The sequence below is a fragment of the Bacillus sp. VA15 genome (genome assembly GCF_055721145.1).
This window is the reverse complement of record NZ_JBVQPQ010000003.1, coordinates 34,631-57,311: the sequence shown is the minus strand read 5'-3', so window position 1 is coordinate 57,311 and position 22,681 is coordinate 34,631. Positions and strand designations below refer to the sequence as shown.

Annotated in this window: 25 protein-coding genes and 2 pseudogenes; 17 read left to right on the top strand and 10 right to left on the bottom strand. The window is 41.3% G+C overall.

What is annotated here, in order from left to right; translation table 11 throughout:
• Positions 1–57: 57 nt before the first annotated feature.
• The 4 genes from AC0DBE_RS10010 to AC0DBE_RS09995 all read left to right on the top strand — a co-directional run bounded on the left by AC0DBE_RS10010 (position 58) and on the right by AC0DBE_RS09995 (position 5,081).
• A complete protein-coding gene (locus tag AC0DBE_RS10010; protein WP_472961998.1) occupies positions 58–2,229 on the top strand; it encodes an MMPL family transporter in 2,172 nt (723 codons plus the stop codon).
• A gap of 401 nt (positions 2,230–2,630) precedes the next feature.
• A complete protein-coding gene (locus tag AC0DBE_RS10005; RefSeq protein ID WP_003225308.1) occupies positions 2,631–2,966 on the top strand; it encodes an ABC transporter permease family protein in 336 nt (111 codons plus the stop codon).
• 190 nt (positions 2,967–3,156) lie between these two features.
• Positions 3,157–4,479 (top strand): branched-chain amino acid transport system II carrier protein, encoded by a 1,323-nt coding sequence (gene brnQ, locus AC0DBE_RS10000; RefSeq protein ID WP_044453525.1) that lies wholly within the window; start codon positions 3,157–3,159, stop codon positions 4,477–4,479.
• A 155-nt stretch (positions 4,480–4,634) separates the two neighbouring features.
• Complete coding sequence (locus AC0DBE_RS09995) at positions 4,635–5,081, top strand: Rok-like winged helix domain-containing protein (RefSeq protein WP_044426743.1); 447 nt, start codon at positions 4,635–4,637, stop codon at positions 5,079–5,081.
• Between the two features lie 445 nt (positions 5,082–5,526).
• On the opposite strand, the gene AC0DBE_RS09990 is transcribed toward AC0DBE_RS09995, so the two are convergent.
• From AC0DBE_RS09990 to mneP, 4 genes are all read right to left on the bottom strand, one after another.
• Positions 5,527–6,408, bottom strand: coding sequence for an alpha/beta fold hydrolase (locus AC0DBE_RS09990; RefSeq protein WP_044426745.1), 882 nt, complete (start codon positions 6,406–6,408; stop codon positions 5,527–5,529).
• A gap of 206 nt (positions 6,409–6,614) precedes the next feature.
• Entirely contained in the window at positions 6,615–7,304 is a 690-nt protein-coding gene (locus tag AC0DBE_RS09985) for a DUF554 domain-containing protein (RefSeq protein WP_472961995.1), read from the bottom strand.
• A gap of 91 nt (positions 7,305–7,395) precedes the next feature.
• Positions 7,396–8,208, bottom strand: coding sequence for a MerR family transcriptional regulator (locus AC0DBE_RS09980; protein ID WP_014112815.1), 813 nt, complete (start codon positions 8,206–8,208; stop codon positions 7,396–7,398).
• A 147-nt stretch (positions 8,209–8,355) separates the two neighbouring features.
• A complete protein-coding gene (mneP, locus tag AC0DBE_RS09975; RefSeq protein ID WP_061186284.1) occupies positions 8,356–9,249 on the bottom strand; it encodes a manganese transporter MneP in 894 nt (297 codons plus the stop codon).
• A gap of 482 nt (positions 9,250–9,731) precedes the next feature.
• Between mneP and AC0DBE_RS09970 the strand changes: the two genes are divergently transcribed.
• From AC0DBE_RS09970 to AC0DBE_RS09945, 6 genes and pseudogenes are all read left to right on the top strand, one after another.
• On the top strand, positions 9,732–10,352 hold the full coding sequence (locus AC0DBE_RS09970) for a nitroreductase family protein (protein ID WP_072565810.1): 621 nt from the start codon (positions 9,732–9,734) through the stop codon (positions 10,350–10,352).
• A gap of 26 nt (positions 10,353–10,378) precedes the next feature.
• Positions 10,379–11,317, top strand: coding sequence for a ring-cleaving dioxygenase (locus AC0DBE_RS09965; RefSeq protein ID WP_472961992.1), 939 nt, complete (start codon positions 10,379–10,381; stop codon positions 11,315–11,317).
• Between the two features lie 136 nt (positions 11,318–11,453).
• Positions 11,454–11,843 (top strand): DoxX family protein, encoded by a 390-nt coding sequence (locus AC0DBE_RS09960; protein WP_472961990.1) that lies wholly within the window; start codon positions 11,454–11,456, stop codon positions 11,841–11,843.
• Positions 11,844–12,029: 186 nt separating this feature from the next.
• Positions 12,030–12,368 (top strand): thioredoxin family protein, encoded by a 339-nt coding sequence (locus AC0DBE_RS09955; RefSeq protein ID WP_061186287.1) that lies wholly within the window; start codon positions 12,030–12,032, stop codon positions 12,366–12,368.
• A 372-nt stretch (positions 12,369–12,740) separates the two neighbouring features.
• Positions 12,741–13,109: a hypothetical protein gene (locus AC0DBE_RS09950; RefSeq protein ID WP_014112822.1), complete on the top strand. Its 369-nt coding sequence runs from the start codon at positions 12,741–12,743 to the stop codon at positions 13,107–13,109.
• Positions 13,084–13,706, top strand: a pseudogene (locus AC0DBE_RS09945) (O-methyltransferase). Before AC0DBE_RS09950 ends, AC0DBE_RS09945 begins: the two are co-directional and overlap by 26 nt.
• 99 nt (positions 13,707–13,805) lie before the next feature.
• Here AC0DBE_RS09945 and AC0DBE_RS09940 read toward each other — a convergent pair.
• The 5 genes and pseudogenes from AC0DBE_RS09940 to AC0DBE_RS09920 all read right to left on the bottom strand — a co-directional run bounded on the left by AC0DBE_RS09940 (position 13,806) and on the right by AC0DBE_RS09920 (position 15,668).
• Complete coding sequence (locus AC0DBE_RS09940) at positions 13,806–14,036, bottom strand: spore germination protein (RefSeq protein ID WP_090557254.1); 231 nt, start codon at positions 14,034–14,036, stop codon at positions 13,806–13,808.
• A gap of 173 nt (positions 14,037–14,209) precedes the next feature.
• Positions 14,210–14,500, bottom strand: a pseudogene (locus tag AC0DBE_RS09935) (YetF domain-containing protein); the annotation flags it as partial.
• A 195-nt stretch (positions 14,501–14,695) separates the two neighbouring features.
• A complete protein-coding gene (gene cotP / locus AC0DBE_RS09930) occupies positions 14,696–15,127 on the bottom strand; it encodes a spore coat protein CotP (protein WP_061186289.1) in 432 nt (143 codons plus the stop codon).
• Between the two features lie 12 nt (positions 15,128–15,139).
• The gene (locus AC0DBE_RS09925) at positions 15,140–15,382 is read right to left on the bottom strand and encodes a spore germination protein (protein WP_014112826.1); all 243 of its coding nucleotides are present in this window, start codon (positions 15,380–15,382) and stop codon (positions 15,140–15,142) included.
• Between the two features lie 13 nt (positions 15,383–15,395).
• Positions 15,396–15,668, bottom strand: a complete 273-nt coding sequence (locus AC0DBE_RS09920; protein ID WP_041520868.1) for a spore germination protein — start codon at positions 15,666–15,668, stop codon at positions 15,396–15,398.
• Between the two features lie 240 nt (positions 15,669–15,908).
• Here AC0DBE_RS09920 and AC0DBE_RS09915 point away from each other — a divergent pair, with 240 nt between their 5' ends.
• From AC0DBE_RS09915 to AC0DBE_RS09905, 3 genes are all read left to right on the top strand, one after another.
• Positions 15,909–16,508: a TetR/AcrR family transcriptional regulator gene (locus AC0DBE_RS09915; protein WP_014112828.1), complete on the top strand. Its 600-nt coding sequence runs from the start codon at positions 15,909–15,911 to the stop codon at positions 16,506–16,508.
• Positions 16,505–16,849 (top strand): DoxX family protein, encoded by a 345-nt coding sequence (locus AC0DBE_RS09910; RefSeq protein WP_072183076.1) that lies wholly within the window; start codon positions 16,505–16,507, stop codon positions 16,847–16,849. Before AC0DBE_RS09915 ends, AC0DBE_RS09910 begins: the two co-directional genes overlap by 4 nt.
• A 160-nt stretch (positions 16,850–17,009) precedes the next feature.
• Positions 17,010–17,483 (top strand): GNAT family N-acetyltransferase, encoded by a 474-nt coding sequence (locus tag AC0DBE_RS09905; RefSeq protein WP_472961986.1) that lies wholly within the window; start codon positions 17,010–17,012, stop codon positions 17,481–17,483.
• A 10-nt stretch (positions 17,484–17,493) separates the two neighbouring features.
• Here AC0DBE_RS09905 and AC0DBE_RS09900 read toward each other — a convergent pair whose 3' ends face one another.
• Positions 17,494–17,877: an HIT domain-containing protein gene (locus AC0DBE_RS09900; RefSeq protein ID WP_061186293.1), complete on the bottom strand. Its 384-nt coding sequence runs from the start codon at positions 17,875–17,877 to the stop codon at positions 17,494–17,496.
• Between the two features lie 301 nt (positions 17,878–18,178).
• Between AC0DBE_RS09900 and AC0DBE_RS09895 the strand changes: the two genes are divergently transcribed.
• From AC0DBE_RS09895 to AC0DBE_RS09880, 4 genes are all read left to right on the top strand, one after another.
• Complete coding sequence (locus AC0DBE_RS09895; RefSeq protein ID WP_061186294.1) at positions 18,179–19,204, top strand: Gfo/Idh/MocA family oxidoreductase; 1,026 nt, start codon at positions 18,179–18,181, stop codon at positions 19,202–19,204.
• Positions 19,205–19,297: 93 nt separating this feature from the next.
• On the top strand, positions 19,298–20,302 hold the full coding sequence (locus AC0DBE_RS09890) for a LacI family DNA-binding transcriptional regulator (protein ID WP_014112832.1): 1,005 nt from the start codon (positions 19,298–19,300) through the stop codon (positions 20,300–20,302).
• An 85-nt stretch (positions 20,303–20,387) separates the two neighbouring features.
• Positions 20,388–21,731 carry a sugar porter family MFS transporter gene (locus AC0DBE_RS09885; RefSeq protein ID WP_014112833.1) on the top strand — a complete coding sequence of 448 codons (1,344 nt, stop codon included), beginning with the start codon at positions 20,388–20,390 and terminating at the stop codon, positions 21,729–21,731.
• Positions 21,732–21,746: 15 nt separating this feature from the next.
• A complete protein-coding gene (locus AC0DBE_RS09880; RefSeq protein WP_326199711.1) occupies positions 21,747–22,568 on the top strand; it encodes a sugar phosphate isomerase/epimerase family protein in 822 nt (273 codons plus the stop codon).
• Positions 22,569–22,681: the final 113 nt, after the last annotated feature.

Below are 22,681 nucleotides of genomic sequence, written 5' to 3'. Positions count from 1 at the left end.
CAACTACAATGAGAAAGCAAAGAATGTTATCAAGCAATGTGCTGAAAGGAGATTATCATGTCTAGAATGTTATATAAATTAGGAGGATGGGTTGCTCGCAATCGCATAAAAGTAATATGTGCGTGGATCGTTGTGTTAGTTGCTTCGGTAGGCCTTGCAATCACGTTAAAACCAAGTTTTTCTGAGGATATGTCCATACCTGACACACCTTCGGAAAAAGCGATGGATATCATTCAAAAAGAATTTCCTCACGGTCCTGATAAAGGGAGCATACGGGTGATTTTCGGAGCTGAAGATGGAGAGAAACTTACTGCAGAGTCAGCCAAAAAAGCAATAGAAAATACGTTCACGGAAATCAATAAAGATGATTCTGTTGACTCGATTGCAAGTCCTTTTGTTACAGGAACAATCGCGAAAGATGGCACCGTTGCCTATGCTGATATCAAGTATAAATCTTCAGCAGATGATATAAAAGATTACTCTATCAAACACTTAAAAGACAGTTTGAAATTGGCTGATGACGAGGGATTACAAACTGAGCTAAGCGGAGATGTACCAGGAGCCGAGATGGAGATAGGCGGAGTGTCTGAAATTGTCGGCATTATTTTGGCCTTTGTCGTTTTAGCCATTACATTCGGCTCCTTATTAATAGCAGGTTTACCGATTTTAACTGCACTGATTGGATTAGGTGTAAGTATTGGACTTGTTTTGGTTGGGACACAAGTATTTGATATTGCTTCCGTTAGTCTTTCATTAGCCGGAATGATTGGCCTTGCTGTTGGGATTGATTATGCTTTATTTATTTTTACGAAGCACCGCCAGTTTTTAGGCGAAGGTATACAAAAAAATGAATCAATCGCGAGAGCTACAGGAACAGCTGGGAGTGCAGTTGTTTTTGCCGGACTTACTGTTATTGTCGCACTTTGCGGATTGACTGTCGTTGACATTCCTTTTATGTCTGCAATGGGGCTGACAGCAGGTCTTAGTGTATTGTTAGCTGTCCTCGCTTCAATCACGCTTGTGCCTGCCGTCTTGTCGATAGCGGGGAAACGGATGGTTCCGAAATCAAACAAGAAAAAAGAAAAACAAAGCGCTGAAACAAATGTCTGGGGACGCTTTGTCACAAAAAATCCTATCATGCTAAGTGTATGCAGCATTCTCATTTTGCTTGTTATTAGTATCCCATCTATGCATTTGGAGCTGGGCTTGCCTGATGCAGGGATGAAAGCGAAGGATAATCCAGATCGCCGGGCTTATGACTTGCTTGCCGACGGTTTTGGAGAAGGATTTAATGGTCAATTAACAATCGTAGCGGATGCCACAAGTGTAACAGAAAATAAGGCGGAAGCCTTCGCAGATGCAGTGAAAGAAATAAAGGAACTAGACCATGTAGCGAGTGTCACGCCTGCAATGCCTAATAAAGAAGGGAACTTTGCCATCATTACGGTAGTTCCTACAACAGGTCCAAATGATGCAGCAACGAAGGATTTGGTAAAGGATGTACGCAGCTTATCAGATAAAAATGGGGTAGATTTGCTCGTTACTGGATCGACTGCAGTGAATATTGATATTTCAGAACGCCTTAATGATGCGATACCGGTGTTTGCTGTACTCATTGTTGGTTTTGCGTTTGTATTGCTGACAATCGTATTCCGTTCGTTGCTTGTGCCTCTTGTTGCTGTTGCGGGTTTCATATTGACGATGACAGCCACTCTTGGAATCTGTGTATTTGTTTTACAAGACGGTAATCTCATCGACTTTTTCAAAATACCTGAAAAAGGGCCGATACTCGCGTTCTTGCCGATTTTATCTATTGGGATACTGTTTGGATTAGCCATGGATTATCAAGTATTCCTTGTAAGCAGAATGCGTGAAGAATATGTGAAAACAAAGAATCCAGTACAAGCGATTCAAGCTGGATTAAAACACAGCGGTCCTGTTGTCACCGCAGCTGGCCTGATCATGATATTCGTTTTTGCTGGATTTATCTTTGCTGGTGAAGCTTCTATTAAAGCCAACGGATTGGCTCTTTCCTTTGGTGTGCTCTTTGATGCATTTATTGTACGAATGACACTGATTCCAAGTGTCATGAAGCTGATGGGGAATGCAGCCTGGTATTTGCCAAAATGGCTAGACAAGATCATTCCGAATGTGGACATAGAAGGGCACCAACTCACGAAAGAAATACAGCCAGAAATAGATCATGAACAAAAGAAACAAATCATGTAATAGAAAAAGCAGATCTTTTATGATCTGCTTTTTTTTGCTTAACATTTATTCCCTGATCATGTTGTAGGCGATTTAATAGCCTTTCAATGTGGTAGTATTTAGAAGATGAAGCCGGCAGTTATAGCCATTCATAGGGATTACAAACAAACATACCAAACGGTTTGGTATGTTTTTGGGTTACAGCATTCATTTTAATATCTAATAACACTTAGCGGTCCAAACTAGCCTAGATAATGTTATTCTTTACTATCTAATGATTCTGTTGAAGAAAGCATAACACTCATATATGGTTCTCTATTTTATTATACAAAGGATCATTGTCATCCTTACAATGATCTTGTTTTTTGTATGGATTTTGTATGGTACATTAAATATGTTGCTCAAAGGTGTGAAGATCAAAAATGGGCTGTATTTCGTTCGGCCTTCCGATATACGATTCCGATTTAGGCAGGTGGATTGCTTATGGAATCTTTATGCATGACATAGGAATTCATGCAATTTATCCGAGCATCATGAGTTTCATCATTTTTACGGGATCAATGGAGTTTGTAGCCGCTCATTTTTTGCGAGGTGGTTTTGCAGAATTAAAGCTTGGGAGTCTAATTCATATGGTTCATGCACATGAAAAAAATGCTGTCTCGGCGACAATCCAGTTTTTTCAGCCGGCTAAACCAGTTGGTCGGATCATCGCCCATGCGACAGAGATCAAACGCAGCTATCGCCTTGGATTCTATTGAATCGACATCTTACATGGTCAAAGTGAGATAACAGCCATGGATGCAGTGTCTATTCGAAAGGATCATGATAAAAATATGTAAGACTGATACAAGTTTATGATTTTAGAATCAACGCCGTGCCAATGCAAATAGCAGCTGCAATGTTTGCTGGTCAATTAAAAAAGTATTTACGGTAATCGGAGGATTTATCATGTCAAAGAAAGTTTCTTCTTCCTATGTCATCATTATAGGATTAATGCTATTTGCATTGTTTTTTGGAGCAGGAAATCTCATTTTCCCGCCTATGCTTGGTCAAATGGCTGGAACAAATGTATGGATCGCAAATGCTGGCTTCTTAGTGACAGGAGTTGGCTTGCCATTGCTGGCAATGACAGCATTTGTTTTTTCAGGTAAACATAATTTACAATCGCTAGCCAGCCGTGTGCATCCGGTGTTTGGAATTGTGTTTACGACGATTCTCTATCTGGCAATCGGGCCTTTTTTCGCAATCCCGAGATCCGGGAACGTATCGTTTGAAATTGGAGTGAAACCTTTTTTATCAGATGATGCAGGCCCTGTTCCATTAATCATATTTACAATTTTATTTTTCACGGTTGCATGTCTGTTATCACTCAACCCTACAAAAATCATTGATGTAGTCGGAAAATTTTTAACGCCAATTAAATTGACATTTATCGGATTGCTTGTAGTGATAGCTGTTGCCCATCCAATCGGAACAATTCAAGCACCATCAAAAGGGTATACATCACATGTGTTTTTTAAAGGCTTTCAGGAAGGATATCTGACTCTGGATGCCCTTGTAGCGTTTGTTTTTGGAATCATCATTGTGAATGCAATTAAAGAACAAGGTGCTGCCACCAAAAAACAGCTGGTGATGATATGTGCAAAAGCAACTGCGATTGCTGCGACACTCTTAGCCCTTATCTATACTGCCCTTTCATATATGGGGGCCTCCAGCGTTGAAAAGCTGGGGCTTTTAGAAAATGGAGCCGAGGTTTTGGCTAAGGTTTCATCCTATTATTTTGGATCCTATGGTTCCATCTTTTTGGGCTTAATGATTACAGTAGCATGTCTGACAACAAGTGTTGGACTGATCACAGCGTGCTCTTCCTTTTTTCATGAATTATTTCCGAACATTTCGTATAAAAAAATTGCTGTGATTTTAGCGGTGTTTAGTACGCTTGTCGCAAATATAGGGTTAACACAGCTCATTAAAGTGTCAATGCCTGTCTTAATGACGATGTATCCAATCGCGATTTCCTTAATCTTTTTAACGTTTTTACATTCTGTATTTAAAGGGAAGGCTGAAGTGTATCAGGGCAGTTTACTGTTCACGTTTATCATTAGCCTATTTGACGGTTTGAATGAAGCTGGGGTAAAAATTGAAGTCGTGAATCGCGTTTTCACTCAGATTCTTCCTATGTACAGCATAGGGCTCGGATGGTTCATTCCAGCTATTATAGGGGGATTAGGCGGCTATATACTGAGTATGTTCCGAACAAAAAAATCGTGATAAGCGCTGTTATAAAACGAATAAAGGATTAACAGCGCCACTCATCTTCATAGATATGTTGATTTCCCTGGTCAGGGTACTAAAGAGTTGAACAATTACTCAGATCTGCAGGTGGAATAAAGCTTTTGTCCGCCTGCTTAATTGGGGGGAAGAAGATGGCTGAACAAAGAAAAGCTTTGTGTATGAGATTAGCAGAAATAGACAAACATGAAATATCGATACTTCGTGAGTTTCAGTTAGAACGGGAGAAGATCTTTTCAAGCTTAAGAGCATTAGAAAGGTCTAGTAAAGAAAAGAAGCGCCCATCTCAAGTCGCGCTCGTTGAACAAACAGCAAATGATGTAAAGACATATCATATAACATCAAAACCAATCCAACAGAAAAAAAGAAGGCAGGGCAGAGCTGAATCAAAAGCCTCTCGAGAAGCAGCGTTACACATATTAAAGCAGCAGGATAAGCCAATGAGCAGTATCGATCTGAAAAGAAAGATTGAGAAGGAAACCGGTGTGCACATCTCTAATATGACATCATTTATGAATACTTTAATGAAAATGCACCCAGAGGTGAAAAAACCTTACAGAGGACAATATAAAATGAATTGATTCTTGTTGGTATTCGGCTTCTGATTTCCAAAGACTGAGCATAATCTTGTCTGATGCGAAATCGCATAGTAAGACATCCTTGCTATTACGAATGTAGAACGGGGGCTAAGGTAGTGGCAGGGAATCCAGGAAAAGTCTTAAAGCGTATAAAGTGATTTCTTTACAATCAAAGACCATTTTCATCATGATACCAAGGGTTGTGAATACCTTGGTATTTTTTGTCCGCGTGTTGTGAAGTGAGCTGCTGTCCGAAAACTGCCGCTTAGTTATGAGGGTAGGTTCTTGAAATGATTGAAGTCATTCATCATTGAATAAATTGAAATTCTATAGAAAAATAGAGTCCATCAGAGGGACTCTATTTTGTAAAATATAACGGTTAGAAGAAACTGTAAAGGTTTTACGGATGCAATTTACTTCTTTATGAACACTCACCGTCAAATGTTGTTCATGAACTAAAAAAACACATTACACGTTCATTTATGTATGCTGGCTGTTCCATAGATAAGACATGGCCGGCGTTAATGATTTCCGCTTTAATGCCAGGAACTAATGAAGTAGCGCGGTGTAAGGCTGAGTGAGGATCATAGATGACTTCATGTTCACCAAGTAACAATAGAATGGGGATTTTTACTGACTTTAATTCCCCGTCGGTGAAAACATACGGAAATCCGCCTGCTTTAGGGCTTGGATTTCTTGATCCATCCTGCCACATCACTCCTGCCTGAAACTGCTTCACAAAATTCGGGTGCAGAGCATTGCGATCTCTCATCATCCAACTTAAGAATTTCTTAACCCCATTTGGCGCTGAAAGACTAAGAGCGTACTTGTAAAAATCGTGATGAAATGGTAAAAATGTTTCTGCCGGACTAAGGATAGCTGCGCTTTTTACTCTCTCTGGCACATGTAAAATGAAATTCATCGTATGAAGACCGCCAAGCGAAAGTCCAATCATATGAGACTTTTCGATCCCCAGATTGTCAAACACATCAAGAAGCCAATTGGCGTAATCCGTTCTCGTACCGCTTAAATTCTCAGGAATACTCTTGTTTTTATCACCTATGATATCAACTGCATATGTTCTGTATTTGCTGCTCCAATCGGCGATATTGGGATACCACATAGTCGAGCTGAATAATGCCCCGTGAAGTAATACAAGCGGCGGGGCATCCTCTGGTCCGCTAGCAATCACGTGTGTTTGACCGAAACGAGTAGATATATAGAATGATTTAAAGGGGACCGGCCAAAGACTAAGGCTTTCATTATAAGTTTGAAAATAACGAATACCGCTGTCACTTAATTCGGGAATACTAGATGAATCGTTTGACATACAATTTCCTCCCAATCCTGTTTAAAAATGAATGTACCGTTTCGAGATGGGGAGTCTGATTTTTACATAACAGACTTTATTTGCAATATAATACAGTGGTTATTCGATGTCAAACCCAAGAGGAAATAAGAGAATTAAAGCGATTGAAACAGATTCCCGAAAATCAATATAACAGAATATTAGTCTCCTTTGAGTAAGCGATCTCATTAAAACCGCAATCCAAATACATGAATCACGTAAATGACAACAGGCGGGATTAACAGGGAGGGCAGCAGGTTTAGTGTTTTAAACTTCTTAATTCCCAGAATGCTTAACCCTGAGCTGAGGATGAGGATACCTCCTACAATTGTGATTTCGTTTATAAGATCCGTATTGATTGCGCTCTCCATTACTTTAGCAAATAAATAAATAGAGCCCTGCCAAGCAAATAATACAATGGCAGCCGCTGCTATTCCAAAACCAAAAGTCGAAGCGAGCACAATGGAGGTAATCCCATCTAACATCCCGTTTGTCAGGAGATACGTATAATTTTCATTCAGCGCCGCTTCAACAGGGCCCAATATTGACAGTGAACCTATACAAAATAATAAGATCGCAGTTGATAAACCTTCCGCTAAATTGCTTTTAGAGAATTTGTTCACCAGCTTGTTGAACCGTAATTCCAGATTGATGCTCTGGCCAAGCAAACCTCCAAGGGCTAAACTCACGATAAAAAGAATGGGGTATTTACTATCAGGCAAATGCTGTGTAATCGCGTTGATCCCCAGCGCGACTGCAGCGAATCCCATTGCCTGCATCAGGATATCCTGGTATTCATCTTTAATGCCTTTTTTGAATAACCCGCCAATTATACTTCCTGCAATGATCATCACTGTGTTAAAAATGGTCCCAAACATAAGCTTTCTCCTCCAATAATGATTCCTGCATAAAAAATAAACCCTCAAGTTAGTAGAGAGTCAAGGGAGATTAAAAACATATTCATGAAATTTATTTGATGGGCAGCAGGATTTCAGTCACATAATTGTCTAGATTATTTGTAATCCCATAATCAATGAGTGTGATTTCGATTGAGTCTCCCGCTATCTCATAATGATGTTCGTTCATATATGCCAGTAACTGTTTGTAATATGGTTCGGCTTCTGGATGTGACCCTTTAAACCTGATTTGCAGATAGTCTCTTGGAGGAAAAATGATTTCGGATGAAGTTTCTTCATTTTCATCTTCAAGAATCATGAATATGCTGGAATATTTGTCGAACTGATTTGCTATTACATTTGCTGCTGAAATAGATAAACCGATCTTGCCTATAAATATATCCTCGTTCACATTCAGATGAGTTCTCAATTTGGCTAATGAATGTTCGATATCATGGCCGAGAATATACTCATGCTGTAAATAAGCCACACGTAATGCGGGAAGTTTGATTTTTGTAATGTGATGTAACGGCGTGTGGACGGCATCTTCTATTTGCATGATGCGGCGGGAGATCTTTTTTTCTATGCGTTCCAATTCTCTTTTTTTGCGATCAATTTCAGTTTGCTGGCTTTTCAGTAAATGAATCAGAGTGTTTGTATTTTGAGAATTATAAAAATCAAGAAGTTTATTGATTGGCAGGCCTAAAGCTCTCAAATACTTGATGGTATCCAACCGCTCGAACTGTTGGGTAGAATAAAATCTATAGTTCGTATGCTCGTCTTTATATTCCGGTTTCAAAAGACCAATTTCATCATAGTACCTAAGCGCAGAGACTTTCACATTGAATAGCTTTGAAACTTCTCCAATCGAAAAAAATTCCTTCATTTTAACAACCTTTCTGTTCATATGATTTATACATTCACATTATATAGTAAGGCGCGATAATGTCCGAACAAATTGACATTATCGAGGATAAAAAACATTTTTGAACAAACGGCATAAAGAAAAAGCTCCTTTTAAAAAGGAGCTTTTTCATTCTTCAAAATAAGGATTCACATGGATGAGCACTTCTTCAACATCTGGAAACTGTCTTTTGATTTCATTTCGGATTTCGCGGGCAATATCGTGTCCCTGTTTAATCGTCAAATCATGATCCAAAGATAGACGGACATCAAGCAATTTATAGTGGCCATGTTCTCTCGCGCGGATTCTATCGATTCGCTTTACTTGATCACATTGAAAAATAACAGCTTTATATTCCTCTATCAGCTCGGGAGCAACACTTTTCTCCATAAGAACATCAACAGACGGCCTGATTAATTCCATTGAAATCTTAAAAATAAGGTAAGCCACGATTGCACTGGCAATTGCATCGGCGTACAACAGATAGGACCATCCGCGGGTGTTTCCGATAATCGCCAATAGGACGCCGATAAAAGCGGCAAGAGAGGCAACGATATCGCCTTTATGATCGTATGCAATCGCTATAATCGCTTTGCTGTTCCATTTTTCCCCCTGCTTTATGGAATAACGATATAGGATCTCCTTAGCCACGTACGAAATCAGAGCTGCAAACAATGCGCTGTATTGTGGAACGCTTGGCCCTTCAACAAAGGACAGAATCGCTTCTATTAGGATATAAACGGATACGATCACTAAGATAATTCCTACAATCGCCTCACTAATGACTTCAGCTTTTCCATGCCCAAAAGGATGGTCTTGATCAGGCGGTTTATTGGAAATGCCGATCACTGCCAGGACAGCAATCGAAGCAACGACATCCGCTGCGGAATGGATTCCGTCTGCAAAAACAGCTTCACTATCGCCTATCAGCCCAAAAAAGACCTTTCCTGCCATTAAGATCAGATTGGCTATCAATGCAATCAAAGCAACCTTTTTGCTTATTTGTTCTCTTTCACTTGCCATTTTTTCCTCCTATAAAACTGCACAAAAAAATAGGAGTGCTTTTTATTCGCTCTCCGTATCCTTTCTTGTGTAATCACTTTGCTTATCATACCAATTCCATTTCGAGTGGGTCTATAGCAACGTTGTTTCCTGTTTACTAATAAATAAGGTGAAAGAAAAAAAGTTGGAGCCGGGCTAAAAGATCACACAGCAAACAAATAGGTTCTTATGTAACAAGCGGTGATGGTCAACTAAAATTCTGCTTCAGTGAAAAATTTCCACTTCATTTTTAAAAACCTGTTGACATTAGAATATCCGTGTTTTATTATTATCTCATATTCAGGATATTTTAATTCAAGATAAATTGCCAACGATCAAGCGTAAACCTGCGTGTTGCTGAATAATGTAGAGAATTTCAATCATTGTAAGTTCTTTTGAATTTCTGCAAGGTGATTTTTTATAAAGTAATATCTCGAATTCGAGATAAAAGGGGTGTATCGTAAATGACTGAATTTTCACAGCTAGTCAAAGAAAGAAGATCTGCAAGCAACTTCCTTCCAGATCATCCAATCACGAAAGATGAACTTAATGAGATGTTTGAATTGGTTGCATTGGCTCCATCGGCTTTTAATTTGCAGCATACAAAATATGTGACGGTTCTAGACCCGGATGTAAAAGAAAAGCTGAAACAGGCCGCAAACGGACAATATAAAGTGTTTAGCTCATCTGCGGTTCTTTTGGTTTTAGGGGATAAGCAGGCATATCAGCAAGCGGCTGATATCTATGAAGGATTAAAGGTGTTAGGGGTATTAAATAAGCAAGAGTATGATCACATGGTTCAAGACACCGTTTCGTTTTATGAAAACAGGGGAGAACAATTTAAGAGAGATGAGGCGATAAGGAATGCTTCACTTTCAGCGATGATGTTTATGCTGAGCGCTAAGGAAAAAGGCTGGGATACCTGCCCTATGATCGGCTTTGATGCGGAAGCCGTGAAACAGATTTTGAATATAGATGATCAATTTGAGGTTGTCATGATGATTACAATTGGGAAAGAAAAAACAGAGAGCAGAAGGCCGCGCGGCTATCGGAAGCCTGTAAATGAGTTTGTCGAGTATATCTAAATGAACGTTTAAAGGAGCGGATAAAAATGGCTAAAAAAACGATGGGAATCCATCATATTACAGCAATTGTCGGTCACCCTCAAGAAAACGCAGATTTCTACGCAGGAGTCCTGGGGCTTCGATTGGTCAAGCAAACGGTCAATTTTGATGATCCAGGCACGTATCATCTTTATTTTGGAAATGAAGGCGGGAAGCCGGGAACAATCATCACCTTCTTTCCGTGGGCGGGAGCCCGCCGAGGCATCATTGGAGATGGGCAAGTTGGCGTGACTTCTTATGTGGTGCCGAAGGGAGCTTTGGCTTTTTGGGAAAAGAGACTTGAAAAGTTCAACGTTCCATACACCAAAATCGAGCGTTTTGGAGAACAATATGTAGAATTTGATGATCCGCACGGCCTGCATGTAGAAATCGTGGAAAGAGAAGAAGGAGAAGCCAATACGTGGACGTTCGGAGATGTAACACCTGATGTTGCCATTAAAGGCTTTGGCGGTGCAACCCTGTTATCAGCGCAGCCTGATAAAACCGCTGAGCTATTAGAAAACATCATGGGGCTGGAACGAGTCGGCATGGAAGGAGACTTCATTCGTTATCGTTCTGCCGGTGATATCGGAAATGTGATTGACCTTAAATTAACGCCTATTGGCCGCGGGCAAATGGGAGTCGGTACGGTGCATCACATCGCTTGGCGTGCTAGCGATGACGAAGATCAATTAGATTGGCAAAGATATATTGCTTCTCACGGATACGGTGTGACTCCTGTTCGGGATAGAAACTATTTTAATGCGATTTACTTCAGAGAACATGGGGAAATTCTGTTTGAAATCGCAACTGATCCGCCGGGCTTTGCACATGATGAATCACCAGAAACAATGGGTGGGAAATTGATGCTGCCTGTGCAGTATGAACCGCATCGAACACAAATTGAACAAGGGCTGCTGCCGTTTGAAGTGAGAGAGTTGGATTGATTTTAATGAATGCTGACGCATGATGAAAATAAAAGGCATATATTCAACAGATGATTGCTGGACGGTACTGGCGGCAAAGAGTCAGACTGGTGCCTTTCAGCATATCATGTTACATGAAAAATAAGGAGAGATAAAAATGGAAGATGCAGGACTATTGCTTATTCGTATTATGATTGGTGTGGTGTTTCTGTTTTATGGATCACAAAAATTATTCGGCTGGTTTGGCGGATACGGGATTAAAGGAACCGGACAATGGTTCGAGTCAATTGGGGTTAAACCAGGTAACGTCGCGGCCGCTTTATCAGGTCTTGGGGAATTAGTAAGCGGAATTCTATTTATTTTAGGTGTGTTCCTCCTGCTTGGAGCTGCTATCATCACGATCATTATGTTAGGTGCTATCGTAAAAGTCCATGGAGCGAAAGGATTTGCGAATGGCGCCGGCGGTTTTGAATATAACGTGGTGCTGATTGCAGTCTCCATCGGGGTTGCACTCATCGGTTCAGGGGCTTACGCTTTGCATTTTTAATACGAAAGTATCTAAGAACAGTTACTGGCATGCGGTAACTGTTCTTTTGTTTTGCGATTTTCGGGCAAACTTGCAGGTACCCTGCAAAGCAAAAAAGCGGATATAATAAATATAAATGTGTATAGTGAATGATACGTATCGATGAGCTTGGTCATGAAAGACAGACCAATTTGAAGGAGTAAATGGATGAAAGAGATGACAGAATTACATTCATTAGATGCTATAGAGAATTTTATTAAACAGCATCAATTCAGTTTTATCTATATATCAAGGCCCGGCTGTACAGTATGTCACGCTGTTCTGCCGCAGCTCAGAATAGTCTTGGATCAGTTTCCAAACATCACATTGGGGCATATCAATGCTGACGATGTAGAAGAGGTCGCCGGCAGATTTTCAGTCTTCACCGTCCCTGTGCTTCTTTTGTTCATCGATGGGACTGAGTTTCTGAGAGAAGCCCGTTTTGTTCATTTTGAACAGCTCGAAGAAAGGCTGAAAAGGGTTTATCAGTTATATGAAGATGAATAAAGCTTTACGCTTTCCAAATGAAAAGGAGCTTTCTGAAATTGAGCTGGAGCAAATGAATCAATATGTTCTGCATTATAGAATGAGGATCAATCATGGGATATAAGTGATTGATCCATCAGCATATCAGTATTCCTCACTTCATCATATTTTCAGCGCCATCCTGTGGAATATCATTGGGCTTGCATAGAAACATCACATCAAATCCAGCAAAATCATTTCTAAACAAACCAATAAGTGAAGCAAAAAAGGGTGCTACAAGGTGTAGCATCCTTTTTGATTTTTTAGAAACAGTAATATTCAAATGATCATCTGACACTTTGTATACGTTTGTATACAATTAGGATCACATAATGTAGGAAAGGGGCTTTATGAATGAAGAGCAAAGATGTTAAGAAAGAAGGGCATCATCGTGGGGATCGTCACAGGGGCAGAGGCGGTTCACAGCATCATGGACCAAAAACTTTTCGCCGTGGCAGGGCCATTGCCTTTTTAGAGATGATGCATTTGAAGCGCGCGACTATTAAGCAGCAGTTAGAACAGCCGGAATTCCAATCTATCCAGCAAATGCTTGTCGGCGAATTAAAAGCCATTGATATGGTGATCAACGAATTTATCCAGTTATTTGAAATACATGAAAGTGAAGCAAAGGATGTATCCGGAAAAGGTGAAGATACAGAGGCATCTTCAGAAAATGGAGAGAAAGGAAAGGAACCGAATGAAACAAATGAACAGTTATATTGATTCGTGTTTTCTAATGAAGATGATCTTTTGGAAGAAGTGGTTTCGTCCATCAAAGAAAATGGTATGCCTTCTATATCTGTATCTCCTTCTGCTGGAAAGCTGCTCACCATGCTTGTGTCCATTTCAGGCGCCAAACATGTTCTGGAGATTGGGGCACTCGGGGGGGATAGCGGAATTTGCCTTGCCAGAGGATTCGGGAAAGAAGGAACCTTAACCTCTCTTGAATTAAAGAAGGAATATGCCGAGTTAGCGCACAGCAATCTAACAAAAGCCGGCTTTGGCGGTCAAGTCACATATATGACAGGTGCTGCGTTGCAAAGCCTTGAACAATTGGTCAAAAGTGATAAGCGATTTGATTTTTTCTTTATCGATGCTGACAAAGGGAATTATGAACAGTACTTGACACATTGCATTGAGCTTGCAAAGCCAGGTGCTGTCATTGTTGCAGATAATGTGCTTGCAGGTGGCAGTGTGGCAGATCAAAAGGCTGCACCCCGGCGCCATACAGAAGTCATGAGGACATTCAATAAAACAGTGGCTCAGCATCCTCAGCTGGAATCCCTGCTGATCCCAATCGGCGACGGAATGACTGTTTAAAAAGTAAAGAAATAAACGAAAAACACCTGAGTGATTTCCTGACAAAAGGTGAGATACAAAAGCTGGAGAGGCACTTTCATCAAAATGTTTAAAAATTGGCTAAAAGCTTTGGATAAGCTCTTGAAGTGAGTTTATCACTTGTTGACTCGAATATTGACTATTGGTGGAGCTTGTTTGACTAAAAAGGTTATATTGAAAAACAATTCCCGTATTCGATCCACCAGCACCGGATTCTGATTTAGACATCGTTAGCGGACTGATAGAAAATGCGCCGCCAGTATTCGAGACGCTGTTTCCAGAAATCGAATGAATATTTGGATGTTTGTCCATTATATTTCTCCTCTCTCTGTATGAACTGCTTATTAGATTACGCAGCGTGAGGATCGATTGGTTAAACGAAACGGTAAAAAATAACGTGAAAAAATCGAAAAGACGTCCAAAACAGGCGTCTTTTTAATGCGGCTTATGAGGACTTGGTTTTACATTCTCATTGATTTTATCTATTCTAACCCTAACTGGCCGTTTGCTTCTAATGTCGCTTTTTTGACATCCGGTAGGTACTCTCTGAAGTCTCAGTTGCATTTCAAGCTGATCAGCTGTAAGCCTCATTTTTTTAAGTTTTCTGTATGTACATGTCTATTATCAATAACGATTCTCGCTTTTCCAGTTAGCCTTCACTTGAAGCCATTACATAAAGAGAGCAATCGTAAAGATTGCAGCTGCGATCAGTGTTTTGATGAGGTTGTGTTCGATGATGGGCTGAACGATAATCGTTCCGATAGAAATCCCGACATTCTCAGCAAGATGACATCAGATATAATGAGAACAAAATCTTCCCAAGTGAAGTTCCAGTTTAATTTAGATTTCTTTGAAATCCGAAAGGGTGGTCATTCATTCGTATAAGAATACCGGGCGGGTTCATTTGAGGATCATATTCACAGTCTCTCAACCATGACTGATTGTTGATTAGATGGTATAAATGTATCTTATTAAAGCCCTTTATCAAACGCGATGGTTTCGACTTGTCTTGGGTACGAAATGTGAAGAAGCCCGTTTAACAGCTGAAGCTGCAATAAATGGGATTCGGTGGCTTCAGGAAGCTGAATAGTGCGCTCAATTTCGCCGTAATACCGTTCACGCAGCACCTCCATTTCGGCGGGAAAAACAGGCGTGATCGTTCCTTTGATCAGCAGCTGGGTTTTAGATATTAAGCGGATCGTTAATTCCTCTTCATACACACCGGGCATTTCCACAATGATAAAATTATTCTCTTCATCTTGATAAAAGTCATAAACGAACGTATAAGTATCGGAATCAAAAAATTGTTCTGGGGCTTTATGCTTGAGCACATTTGTCCAAAAATCACTTTGCTTATATTCATTCGTAATCTCAAGCCATTTTCGTATTTTTTCGATATCCATATGACGTTCTCCTTATATTTGATTTGCAATTGGTGCAGAAAAATTTCCGATTTTGTCTTGGTCACTGACGTCAGTATCAAGATTTCCAGTGTTTAAAAGCGAAGAAGAAGGCGAAAAATCCCCTAAAGAAAAGTTTGCTCCAAAATACTTGCTGTTCGCTGTATGACTGTTATGCAAAGTTGGACCGATATCCACATTCCCGTTTTGCGTAACTCCATTAACCTTAATATTCGCGATATTAATTTGATATGGCATAAACGATACCCCTTTAATCTAAGATTGGCGGCGGTACAATCGGAGGTGTATTAACATTGGATGTAGCAGAGCTGCCGATAGATGTCTGGTCATTAACATCAGGATCATTTAAGAAGTTTTCCATTACGGATTCTGTAGGTGATGTATCACCGAAAGAAGAGTTGATCCCTTGAGATTTATTATTGGCGGTATGGCTGTTATGCGCGGCTTCGCCTATTGTAATTGAACCATTGCCTGAAATGCTGTTGATCTTCAAATAATATAGATTGATTACTGTAGTCGGCATCCCATCACACCCTTCCATCATTCTGTACAGTACAGTATGCGCCGCTGCATCCAATTGTTCCTTGTATTGGGGATTCAATAAGCAGAAGAGAATGAGGCGGCCTGTATTAATGATATGAGGATAAAACGGGCGGCCAAGTCTGGATAAAAATGAAATTTATTGACATAAAATCCAACGGCATGAAATAATACTCACAAGTAACATTACTTTTGAGTATCTTTTTGTGGAGGATGATCCTAGTTGAAAAGCAAAAAAGGACGTAAAGGGGAAGAAAGCCGGAAACGATTACTTAACGCTGCTGCTAATGAATTTGCGATTTGGGGATTTCATGAAACGAAAGTAAGTGAAATTGTGAAAAGAGCGGGACTGACGCAGCCTTCCTTTTATCTGTACTTTCAAAGCAAAGAAGCGATCTTTGAGGAGTTAATCAACGATTTTCACTCCCGTGTCAGAAAGCTGACAGAGTCACTCCTCCTAGAAAACGGATTACACACGGAGGATGTGTCAAAACGGGTGCTGTCTGCTGTGGAAACTGTTTTTCAATGTCTGGCTGAGGACAAGGATGTAACCAAGATCGGCTTTTTTCTCAACCCAGAGGCGAAACAAATGAAAAAAGACTTGGCGATGGCTTTGAAAGAAAACCTAGAAGCAGAACAGCGGCTTGGCTATTTTCACTCCGAGCTGGACATGGAAACGGTCGCTGAGTGTTTGATCGGCATGATCGAACATTTAACGGATTCCTTTTTGTTAACCGGAATCAAAGATCCGGCAAGCCTCGCCGCAGAGGTTGTAAATCTTTTAATATACGGGATGCTTCCAAAAGGGAGTGACGTAAGGTGATATCTATGATTATGAAAGTCAGTTTGGCAGCTTTTATGCTCGCGGGAGGCATCATAAAGGTGTTCCGCGTTCCCTTTCAAGTTGAGCATTGGCGGCATTATCAATATCCATTATGGTTTCTGACTGTTACTGGAATTCTTGAAATAGCTGGGGCACTTGCTATGACAGCGGGAATTTGGAATCGGTATGCAGCATTTGGAGCAGGCGTCCTGTTTGTCGTTCTCATGGCGGGAGCGGTTCATGCGCACATTGTTCGAGCGCATCAATCGCTTCTCATGACGATACCCGCAGCGATCTGTTTGATTGTTTCGATCATGATCATTATTAGAGAGTTCACGTAAGCTTTTCTCTTATATTTCCACAGTCTTTTATTTTGGTTTGCAGGAAATCTATTTCTCTTATCGAATGATAGAGAGTCAGAGGCTTAAACCAGCTTATTTTTTATTTGTACGCAGTGATTGTCCGGCATTGGCTGGACTTTTTTCATAAGGAGGAAACAGGATGACGTTAACCTTGGAAGACATGACTGTAGAAGAGTTCGAAGCATTTCGCGGGATGTCCGTGCAAAATTATGCGAAACAAAACATAAAATCGGGAAATTGGACAGAAAAGGAGGCGTTCGAAAAATCGGAGCAGGCATATGAAAACATGATTCCGGAGGGACGAAACAGCAGCAATCATTATTTTTGGAACATCACAAATGAACAAGGAGAAAGGATGGGGTGGCTCTGGCTGTATGCTGATCCGTTTCATCCGCAAAAGGAAGCGTTTATCTATTCCTTTGGATTGTATGAAGCCTTTCGCGGTAAAGGGCTGGCTCAATTGGCGCTTCAAACGCTGGATGAAAGAGCAAGAGAGCTTGGTGCGGAAAGACTTGCTCTTCATGTGTTTGCGCACAACGAGACAGCCGTCTATCTTTATCAGAAGATGGGCTATGCCATGACCAATATACGTATGCGGAAACAGCTGTGCTGACCCCAGCCGCTTACTTAAGCGGTTTCCCAAACACAATATGCCAATGTAGATGTTTAGAGTCCTGGTAAGCTCCTAAGTTGGTGATCACACGGCATGCGCCTTTTTCTTCCGTCACCATGGAAGCGACCTTTTGAATGACACCCATTAATTCAAGAAGCAAGCCATGGTCGTGCTCTTCCAGGGTGATCAATGAGGAAATATGTTTCTTAGGAACAGCCACAATATGGACTGGATAAAAAGGCTTTGTATGATAGTATGCCAATACGTTATCTGTCTCTAGTACCTTATTCACTTTCGTTTTGCCGCTAAATACCTCATCACAGTAAAAGTCTTCAGTCATATGATCCATCCTCACTTTGTTTGTTTCATTTAATAATCTTCTGCATTTCTTCATCACCTCCCTTCTATTGTGGGAAATTTCCATTTGAATGATCAAGGGCCGCGCACCCTTGATATTTTTTTGCCCATGAACATGAATTATCGCAGGCTTGATCGACGGCTAAGGAGAGGCCTGCTGTTAAAAACAGCAAAAAAAGATTGACCTGTAAAATGTAAGGGATTACAATTGAAAACAGTTAGGAAAGACTTTCCCTGTTTTTAAATTATTATTATAAATATTTTTGGGAATTACTTTTATTTTCTAATGATATATAGGGAAAGACTTTCTTTATTTTCGCAGAATGGGAGTGGTAATCATGGGAAATGTACAGGTTGGGCTATTAGGTGCGGGACGGATGGGAGCTTTTCATGGAGAAAGTATTGCGTTCCGTGTGAAAGGGGCAGATTTGTATGCGGTTGCAGATCCGGTTCCGGGTAATGCAGAAGCATTAGCGAAAAAGCTCGGCTCAAATATTAAAGCGTTTACAGATCCGTTAGACATGCTGGAGCACCCGGATATTGATGCGGTCATTATTGCTTCGCCGGCAAGGACGCATGCCGCAAACATTATTGCAGCGGCAAAGAAGGGGAAAGCTGTATTTTGTGAGAAACCGATGGCTGTCACGCTGGAAGAAGCGGATGAAGTCACCAGGGTAGTGAATGAAGAGTCTGTTCCGCTTCAGATCGGTTTTAACAGACGTTTCGCTAAAGGCTTTCGCAGTGCGTATGAGGAAATCCGCGCGGGAAAAATCGGCACGCCTCAGTTAATGCGTTCCATCACAAGAGACCCGGCACTCGGTGATCCGACACCAATTCCTCAATGGACGATCTTCTTAGAGACGCTGATTCATGACTTTGATACGTTACTCTACCTCAATCCAAATGCGAAGCCGATTGAAGTCTATGCCGCTGCTGATGCGCTAGTCAGACCTGATTTTAAAGACAAAGGTTTTTTGGATACTGCAGTTGTCACGATCAAATTTGATAACGGAGCGATCGCAACGGCGGAAGCGAACTTCCAGGCCGTTTATGGATATGATGTCCGCGGAGAAGTGTTCGGCTCTGAAGGCATGCTGACCATCGGAGATATCCGCCATACAAACATGACAAGGTATAACAAAGACGGAGTCAGCTACAACACAATTCGCTACGACCAGGATTTATTATTTGATGCTTATGTTGATGAATTGCAATCGTTTGTTGATGCCGTTCGAAATAATAATCCAACCTCAGTAACAGGTGAAGATGCGCGTGCAGCACTTGCCATTGCCGCAGCTTGTATAGAATCTTGCAAAATGAAGCAGCCTGTCACATTAAAAGACGGAGTGCCGCAAACGGTTTGAGTTTTTCATAGAAGAAGCGCCTTTTTAAAAAGAAATTCCTGTCGGCATTCGTTTATACTAGAGAGGATCTATTTTATAAAGGTGGCCTTCTTAATGAAAACAACCATTTATGATGTTGCGAAGGAAGCAAACGTTTCAATCTCTACAGTTTCAAAGGTTCTTAATCATACAGGCAATATAAGTGAAAAAACGAAAAAAAGAATTTGGAAAGTGATTGAGGAGCTTCAATATCAGCCAAGTGTTGTGACTTCAACGAGAAAAATGATGAAGACCATCGGGCTGCTCATTCCTGACATCGCTAATCCATTTATGGCCGAGCTGGCCAGAGCTGTGGAGGACAGCGGCCGTAAAAAGGACTTTAGTGTCATCATATGCAGTACGGACAACAATTCGCTGAGAGAAGAAGAATATATCACCATGCTGAAGCAAAAACATGTAGACGGCATTATTGTGGCGACGGGTCTCAAGAACAGTCAGGCGATACGTGAACTGATTGAAAGCGACATGCCTGTTGTCATGCTATCGAGAGATATACCGCATCTGCCTGTAGACACTGTAGTGGCGGATGATTTTAAAGGGGGATATGAGGCAGCCGTCCATTTAGCCCAATTAGGGCATACAAACATAGCTGTCATAGCAGAAAAGATTAACAATACATCAATTAAAAATCGTGTCATCGGCTTTAAAGAAGGACTGCAGGTTTCAGGAATCCAAATCGATGAATCAGCCATTCTGGACTGTCCGTATGACTTGTCAGCCAGTAAAGACATCAGTTTAAAGCTGCTTCATCAGAAACATAGGCCGACGGCTGTCTTTGTGACAACTGAGTTGCTTGGTTTAGGGGTTTTGCAGGCTGCAAGGCAGCTTCACATTTCTATTCCTTCATCTCTTTCACTGGTTGGGTTTGATAACAGCATCCTGGCAAAGATCAGTGATCCTCAGTTAACGACAATCGCACAGCCGACTGAAGAAATGGGAGAAAAGGCAATTGAACTGCTGATAGACGGCATGGCTCATTCAAAGCAAAAGAAAGCGGTACAGCGGGTGATGCTGTCTCCTTCATTAATCGTGCGGGATTCAACGGCCTCACTGTTATAACCCTTTTGGCATTGGGAGATCTTTCTCTAAAACGGAGGAATCTCCCTTGCTTAAACGTCAAATACAATAAGTTGGAGGTTTCTTGATGACATCCAAAAAGGCCTATATCAGTCTTATTTACTTTTTCGGGGCATTAGGAGGTTTGCTGTTCGGGTACGATACAGGTGTAATATCCGGTGCTCTGCTGTTTATAAGGGAAGACATGGAGCTGACTCCATTTTTAGAAGGATTAGTTGTCAGCGGAGTGCTGATTGGCGCTTTAGTTGGCGCAGCCTTTTGCGGAAGATTTTCCGATCGTTATGGCAGGAAAAAAACCATCATCTGGCTGGGTGTGCTTTTTACAATTGGAGCCATTGGAACAGGCCTGGCTCATAATATCGGAATATTATTACTATTCAGAATAGAACTGGGCATAGCGGTTGGAGGAGCCTCGGCAATTGTTCCTTTGTATTTGTCAGAAATGGCACCTGCCGCAATCAGAGGCAGAATCGCTTCATTGAATACACTGATGAATTCTTTCGGGATTCTCATGGCTTATATTGTGAACTTTGTTTTTTCATCTTCCGGCAGGTGGGATCTGATGCTCCTATTAGCAGTGATTCCCTCCTTCATTCTCATGGCCGGCATGTTTTTTATGCCTGAAAGCCCGCGATGGGTGTTGCAGAAAAGAAGTGAGGATGAAGCACGCCATATTTTGCTCCTGACGAGAGATCCGAAAACAATCGATGCTGAGATTCGCAGTATGAAAGAGATCAAGACGGAAGAGCGTGTTTCAATATCAATATTATTATCGCCGGCAATCAGGCCGATCTTATTTATCGGTATTGGGGTCGCCATCTTTCAGCAAGTGATAGGCACGAATACGATTATTTATTATACACCGACGATCTTAGAAAATGCGGGGTTCGGCGCTTCCAGTGCCATTGCAGGAACCATTGGCATCGGCATTATCAATGTCTTATTTACGATCCTCGGCTTGCTGCTGATTGATATGATAGGCCGAAGAAACCTCATGCTGATTGGCAATGTCGGAATGTCTTTGGCACTTGGTATTTTGGGGGTCAGTACGCTTTTCTTTCATGCACCCGGGTGGCTGCTGTTATCCTGCTTATGCTTGTTTATGGTAGCGTATTCAGCGAGCTGGGGAATGGTCGTTTGGGTTGTGCTGGCTGAAATTTTCCCGTTACACATCAGGGGGACGGCATTGGGGATCGCAAGTACTTGTCTGTGGCTGGCAAATATTGCGGTGTCGCTGTCCTTCCCGCTGCTTTTAGATCTGATTGGTACAGGTATTTTATTTCTCATGTACGGTGCCATTGGCGTCCTTGCCTTTCTCTTTGTCTATAAATTTGTGCCGGAGACAAAAGGCAAATCATTGGAACAGATTGAAGGAGAAATCATGTCAAAGAATACAGCTTCATCTTTCTAAAAGGGGGATTTCAATATGGGAAGAGAATATGGGTTATGCTTATGGACTTTCGGCAGCATTCCATTTGAACAAAAATGCCGGCTGGCTGCAGAAATCGGAGTAGACGGAGTTGAGGTCGAGGGGGATATTTCCCTGAATCCGAAAGAGCTTGCCGAAACACTGGCTGCTCATCATGTAAAGGTTTTATCGGTAACGCCAAGGAATGTGGATATTTCAAGCACGAATGAAGAGGTTCGGTCAAAGGCTGTACAATATTTCTTGGACTTACTGGACTGGGCTGTGGATTTAGGCGCTCCCCGTATCTGTCTTCACGGTGATGTCGGCAAAGTGAGAGGGAGCGGTGATGATGAGAGGGATTGGAGTTTATTGGTCGAAAGCTCTAAAAAGATTATGGCTAAAGCGGAGGAATTACAAATTCAGGTGGTATTCGAAGTATTGAACCGGTACGAAAATCATCAAGTGATCACTGGCGAAGAAGCTTTACAATTCATACGTGATGTCGGCAGTTCCAAACTCGATGTTCTTCTCGATGCGTATCATATGAACATAGAAGAGGCTGATCCTGTGAAGGCCATTGAAATGACAGGGCAGAAACTCGGAGTCTATCACGTGGCTGATTCAAATCGCCAGGCCATCGGAAACGGCCATTCCAATCTGAAAGAGCAAATCGAAGCACTCCATTCTATCGGTTATAAAGGCCCGATTATTATGGAGATGGTGGCAGCCGGTCCTGACCCTTTTACTCCGGTAAAAGGAAATAGCTATCTGGAAGTGGTGACGGGGTACTTTAAGTCATCTCTAGAGACATTAAGGTCATGGGAAGGTTTGAAAATATAAAGAAAAAGGACAACATGTGTTGTTCTTTTTTTTTGTCAATATTCTATGGAGCTCCTCGCCTGTAACGACTAACCAAACTTATTTTCCTCCATTTAAATGAATCTGACTAATGT

Bases quoted from the DNA above. Each gene is read 5' to 3' on its own strand.
- AC0DBE_RS09940 (WP_090557254.1), bottom strand. From the start codon at position 14,036: ATGGACAAACATCCAAATATTCATTCGATTTCTGGAAACAGCGTCTCG.
- mneP (WP_061186284.1), bottom strand. From the start codon at position 9,249: ATGGCAAGTGAAAGAGAACAAATAAGCAAAAAGGTTGCTTTGATTGCA.
- AC0DBE_RS09990 (WP_044426745.1), bottom strand. From the start codon at position 6,408: ATGTCAAACGATTCATCTAGTATTCCCGAATTAAGTGACAGCGGTATT.
- AC0DBE_RS09965 (WP_472961992.1), top strand. From the start codon at position 10,379: ATGGCTAAAAAAACGATGGGAATCCATCATATTACAGCAATTGTCGGT.
- AC0DBE_RS09950 (WP_014112822.1), top strand. From the start codon at position 12,741: ATGAAGAGCAAAGATGTTAAGAAAGAAGGGCATCATCGTGGGGATCGT.
- AC0DBE_RS09985 (WP_472961995.1), bottom strand. From the start codon at position 7,304: ATGTTTGGGACCATTTTTAACACAGTGATGATCATTGCAGGAAGTATA.
- AC0DBE_RS09980 (WP_014112815.1), bottom strand. From the start codon at position 8,208: ATGAAGGAATTTTTTTCGATTGGAGAAGTTTCAAAGCTATTCAATGTG.
- AC0DBE_RS10005 (WP_003225308.1), top strand. From the start codon at position 2,631: ATGGGCTGTATTTCGTTCGGCCTTCCGATATACGATTCCGATTTAGGC.
- AC0DBE_RS09960 (WP_472961990.1), top strand. From the start codon at position 11,454: ATGGAAGATGCAGGACTATTGCTTATTCGTATTATGATTGGTGTGGTG.
- AC0DBE_RS09925 (WP_014112826.1), bottom strand. From the start codon at position 15,382: ATGCCATATCAAATTAATATCGCGAATATTAAGGTTAATGGAGTTACG.
- AC0DBE_RS09880 (WP_326199711.1), top strand. From the start codon at position 21,747: ATGGGAAGAGAATATGGGTTATGCTTATGGACTTTCGGCAGCATTCCA.
- AC0DBE_RS09890 (WP_014112832.1), top strand. From the start codon at position 19,298: ATGAAAACAACCATTTATGATGTTGCGAAGGAAGCAAACGTTTCAATC.
- AC0DBE_RS09970 (WP_072565810.1), top strand. From the start codon at position 9,732: ATGACTGAATTTTCACAGCTAGTCAAAGAAAGAAGATCTGCAAGCAAC.
- AC0DBE_RS09955 (WP_061186287.1), top strand. From the start codon at position 12,030: ATGAAAGAGATGACAGAATTACATTCATTAGATGCTATAGAGAATTTT.
- brnQ (WP_044453525.1), top strand. From the start codon at position 3,157: ATGTCAAAGAAAGTTTCTTCTTCCTATGTCATCATTATAGGATTAATG.
- AC0DBE_RS09995 (WP_044426743.1), top strand. From the start codon at position 4,635: ATGGCTGAACAAAGAAAAGCTTTGTGTATGAGATTAGCAGAAATAGAC.
- AC0DBE_RS09895 (WP_061186294.1), top strand. From the start codon at position 18,179: ATGGGAAATGTACAGGTTGGGCTATTAGGTGCGGGACGGATGGGAGCT.
- cotP (WP_061186289.1), bottom strand. From the start codon at position 15,127: ATGGATATCGAAAAAATACGAAAATGGCTTGAGATTACGAATGAATAT.
- AC0DBE_RS09905 (WP_472961986.1), top strand. From the start codon at position 17,010: ATGACGTTAACCTTGGAAGACATGACTGTAGAAGAGTTCGAAGCATTT.
- AC0DBE_RS09900 (WP_061186293.1), bottom strand. From the start codon at position 17,877: ATGAAGAAATGCAGAAGATTATTAAATGAAACAAACAAAGTGAGGATG.
- AC0DBE_RS09885 (WP_014112833.1), top strand. From the start codon at position 20,388: ATGACATCCAAAAAGGCCTATATCAGTCTTATTTACTTTTTCGGGGCA.
- AC0DBE_RS10010 (WP_472961998.1), top strand. From the start codon at position 58: ATGTCTAGAATGTTATATAAATTAGGAGGATGGGTTGCTCGCAATCGC.
- AC0DBE_RS09920 (WP_041520868.1), bottom strand. From the start codon at position 15,668: ATGCCGACTACAGTAATCAATCTATATTATTTGAAGATCAACAGCATT.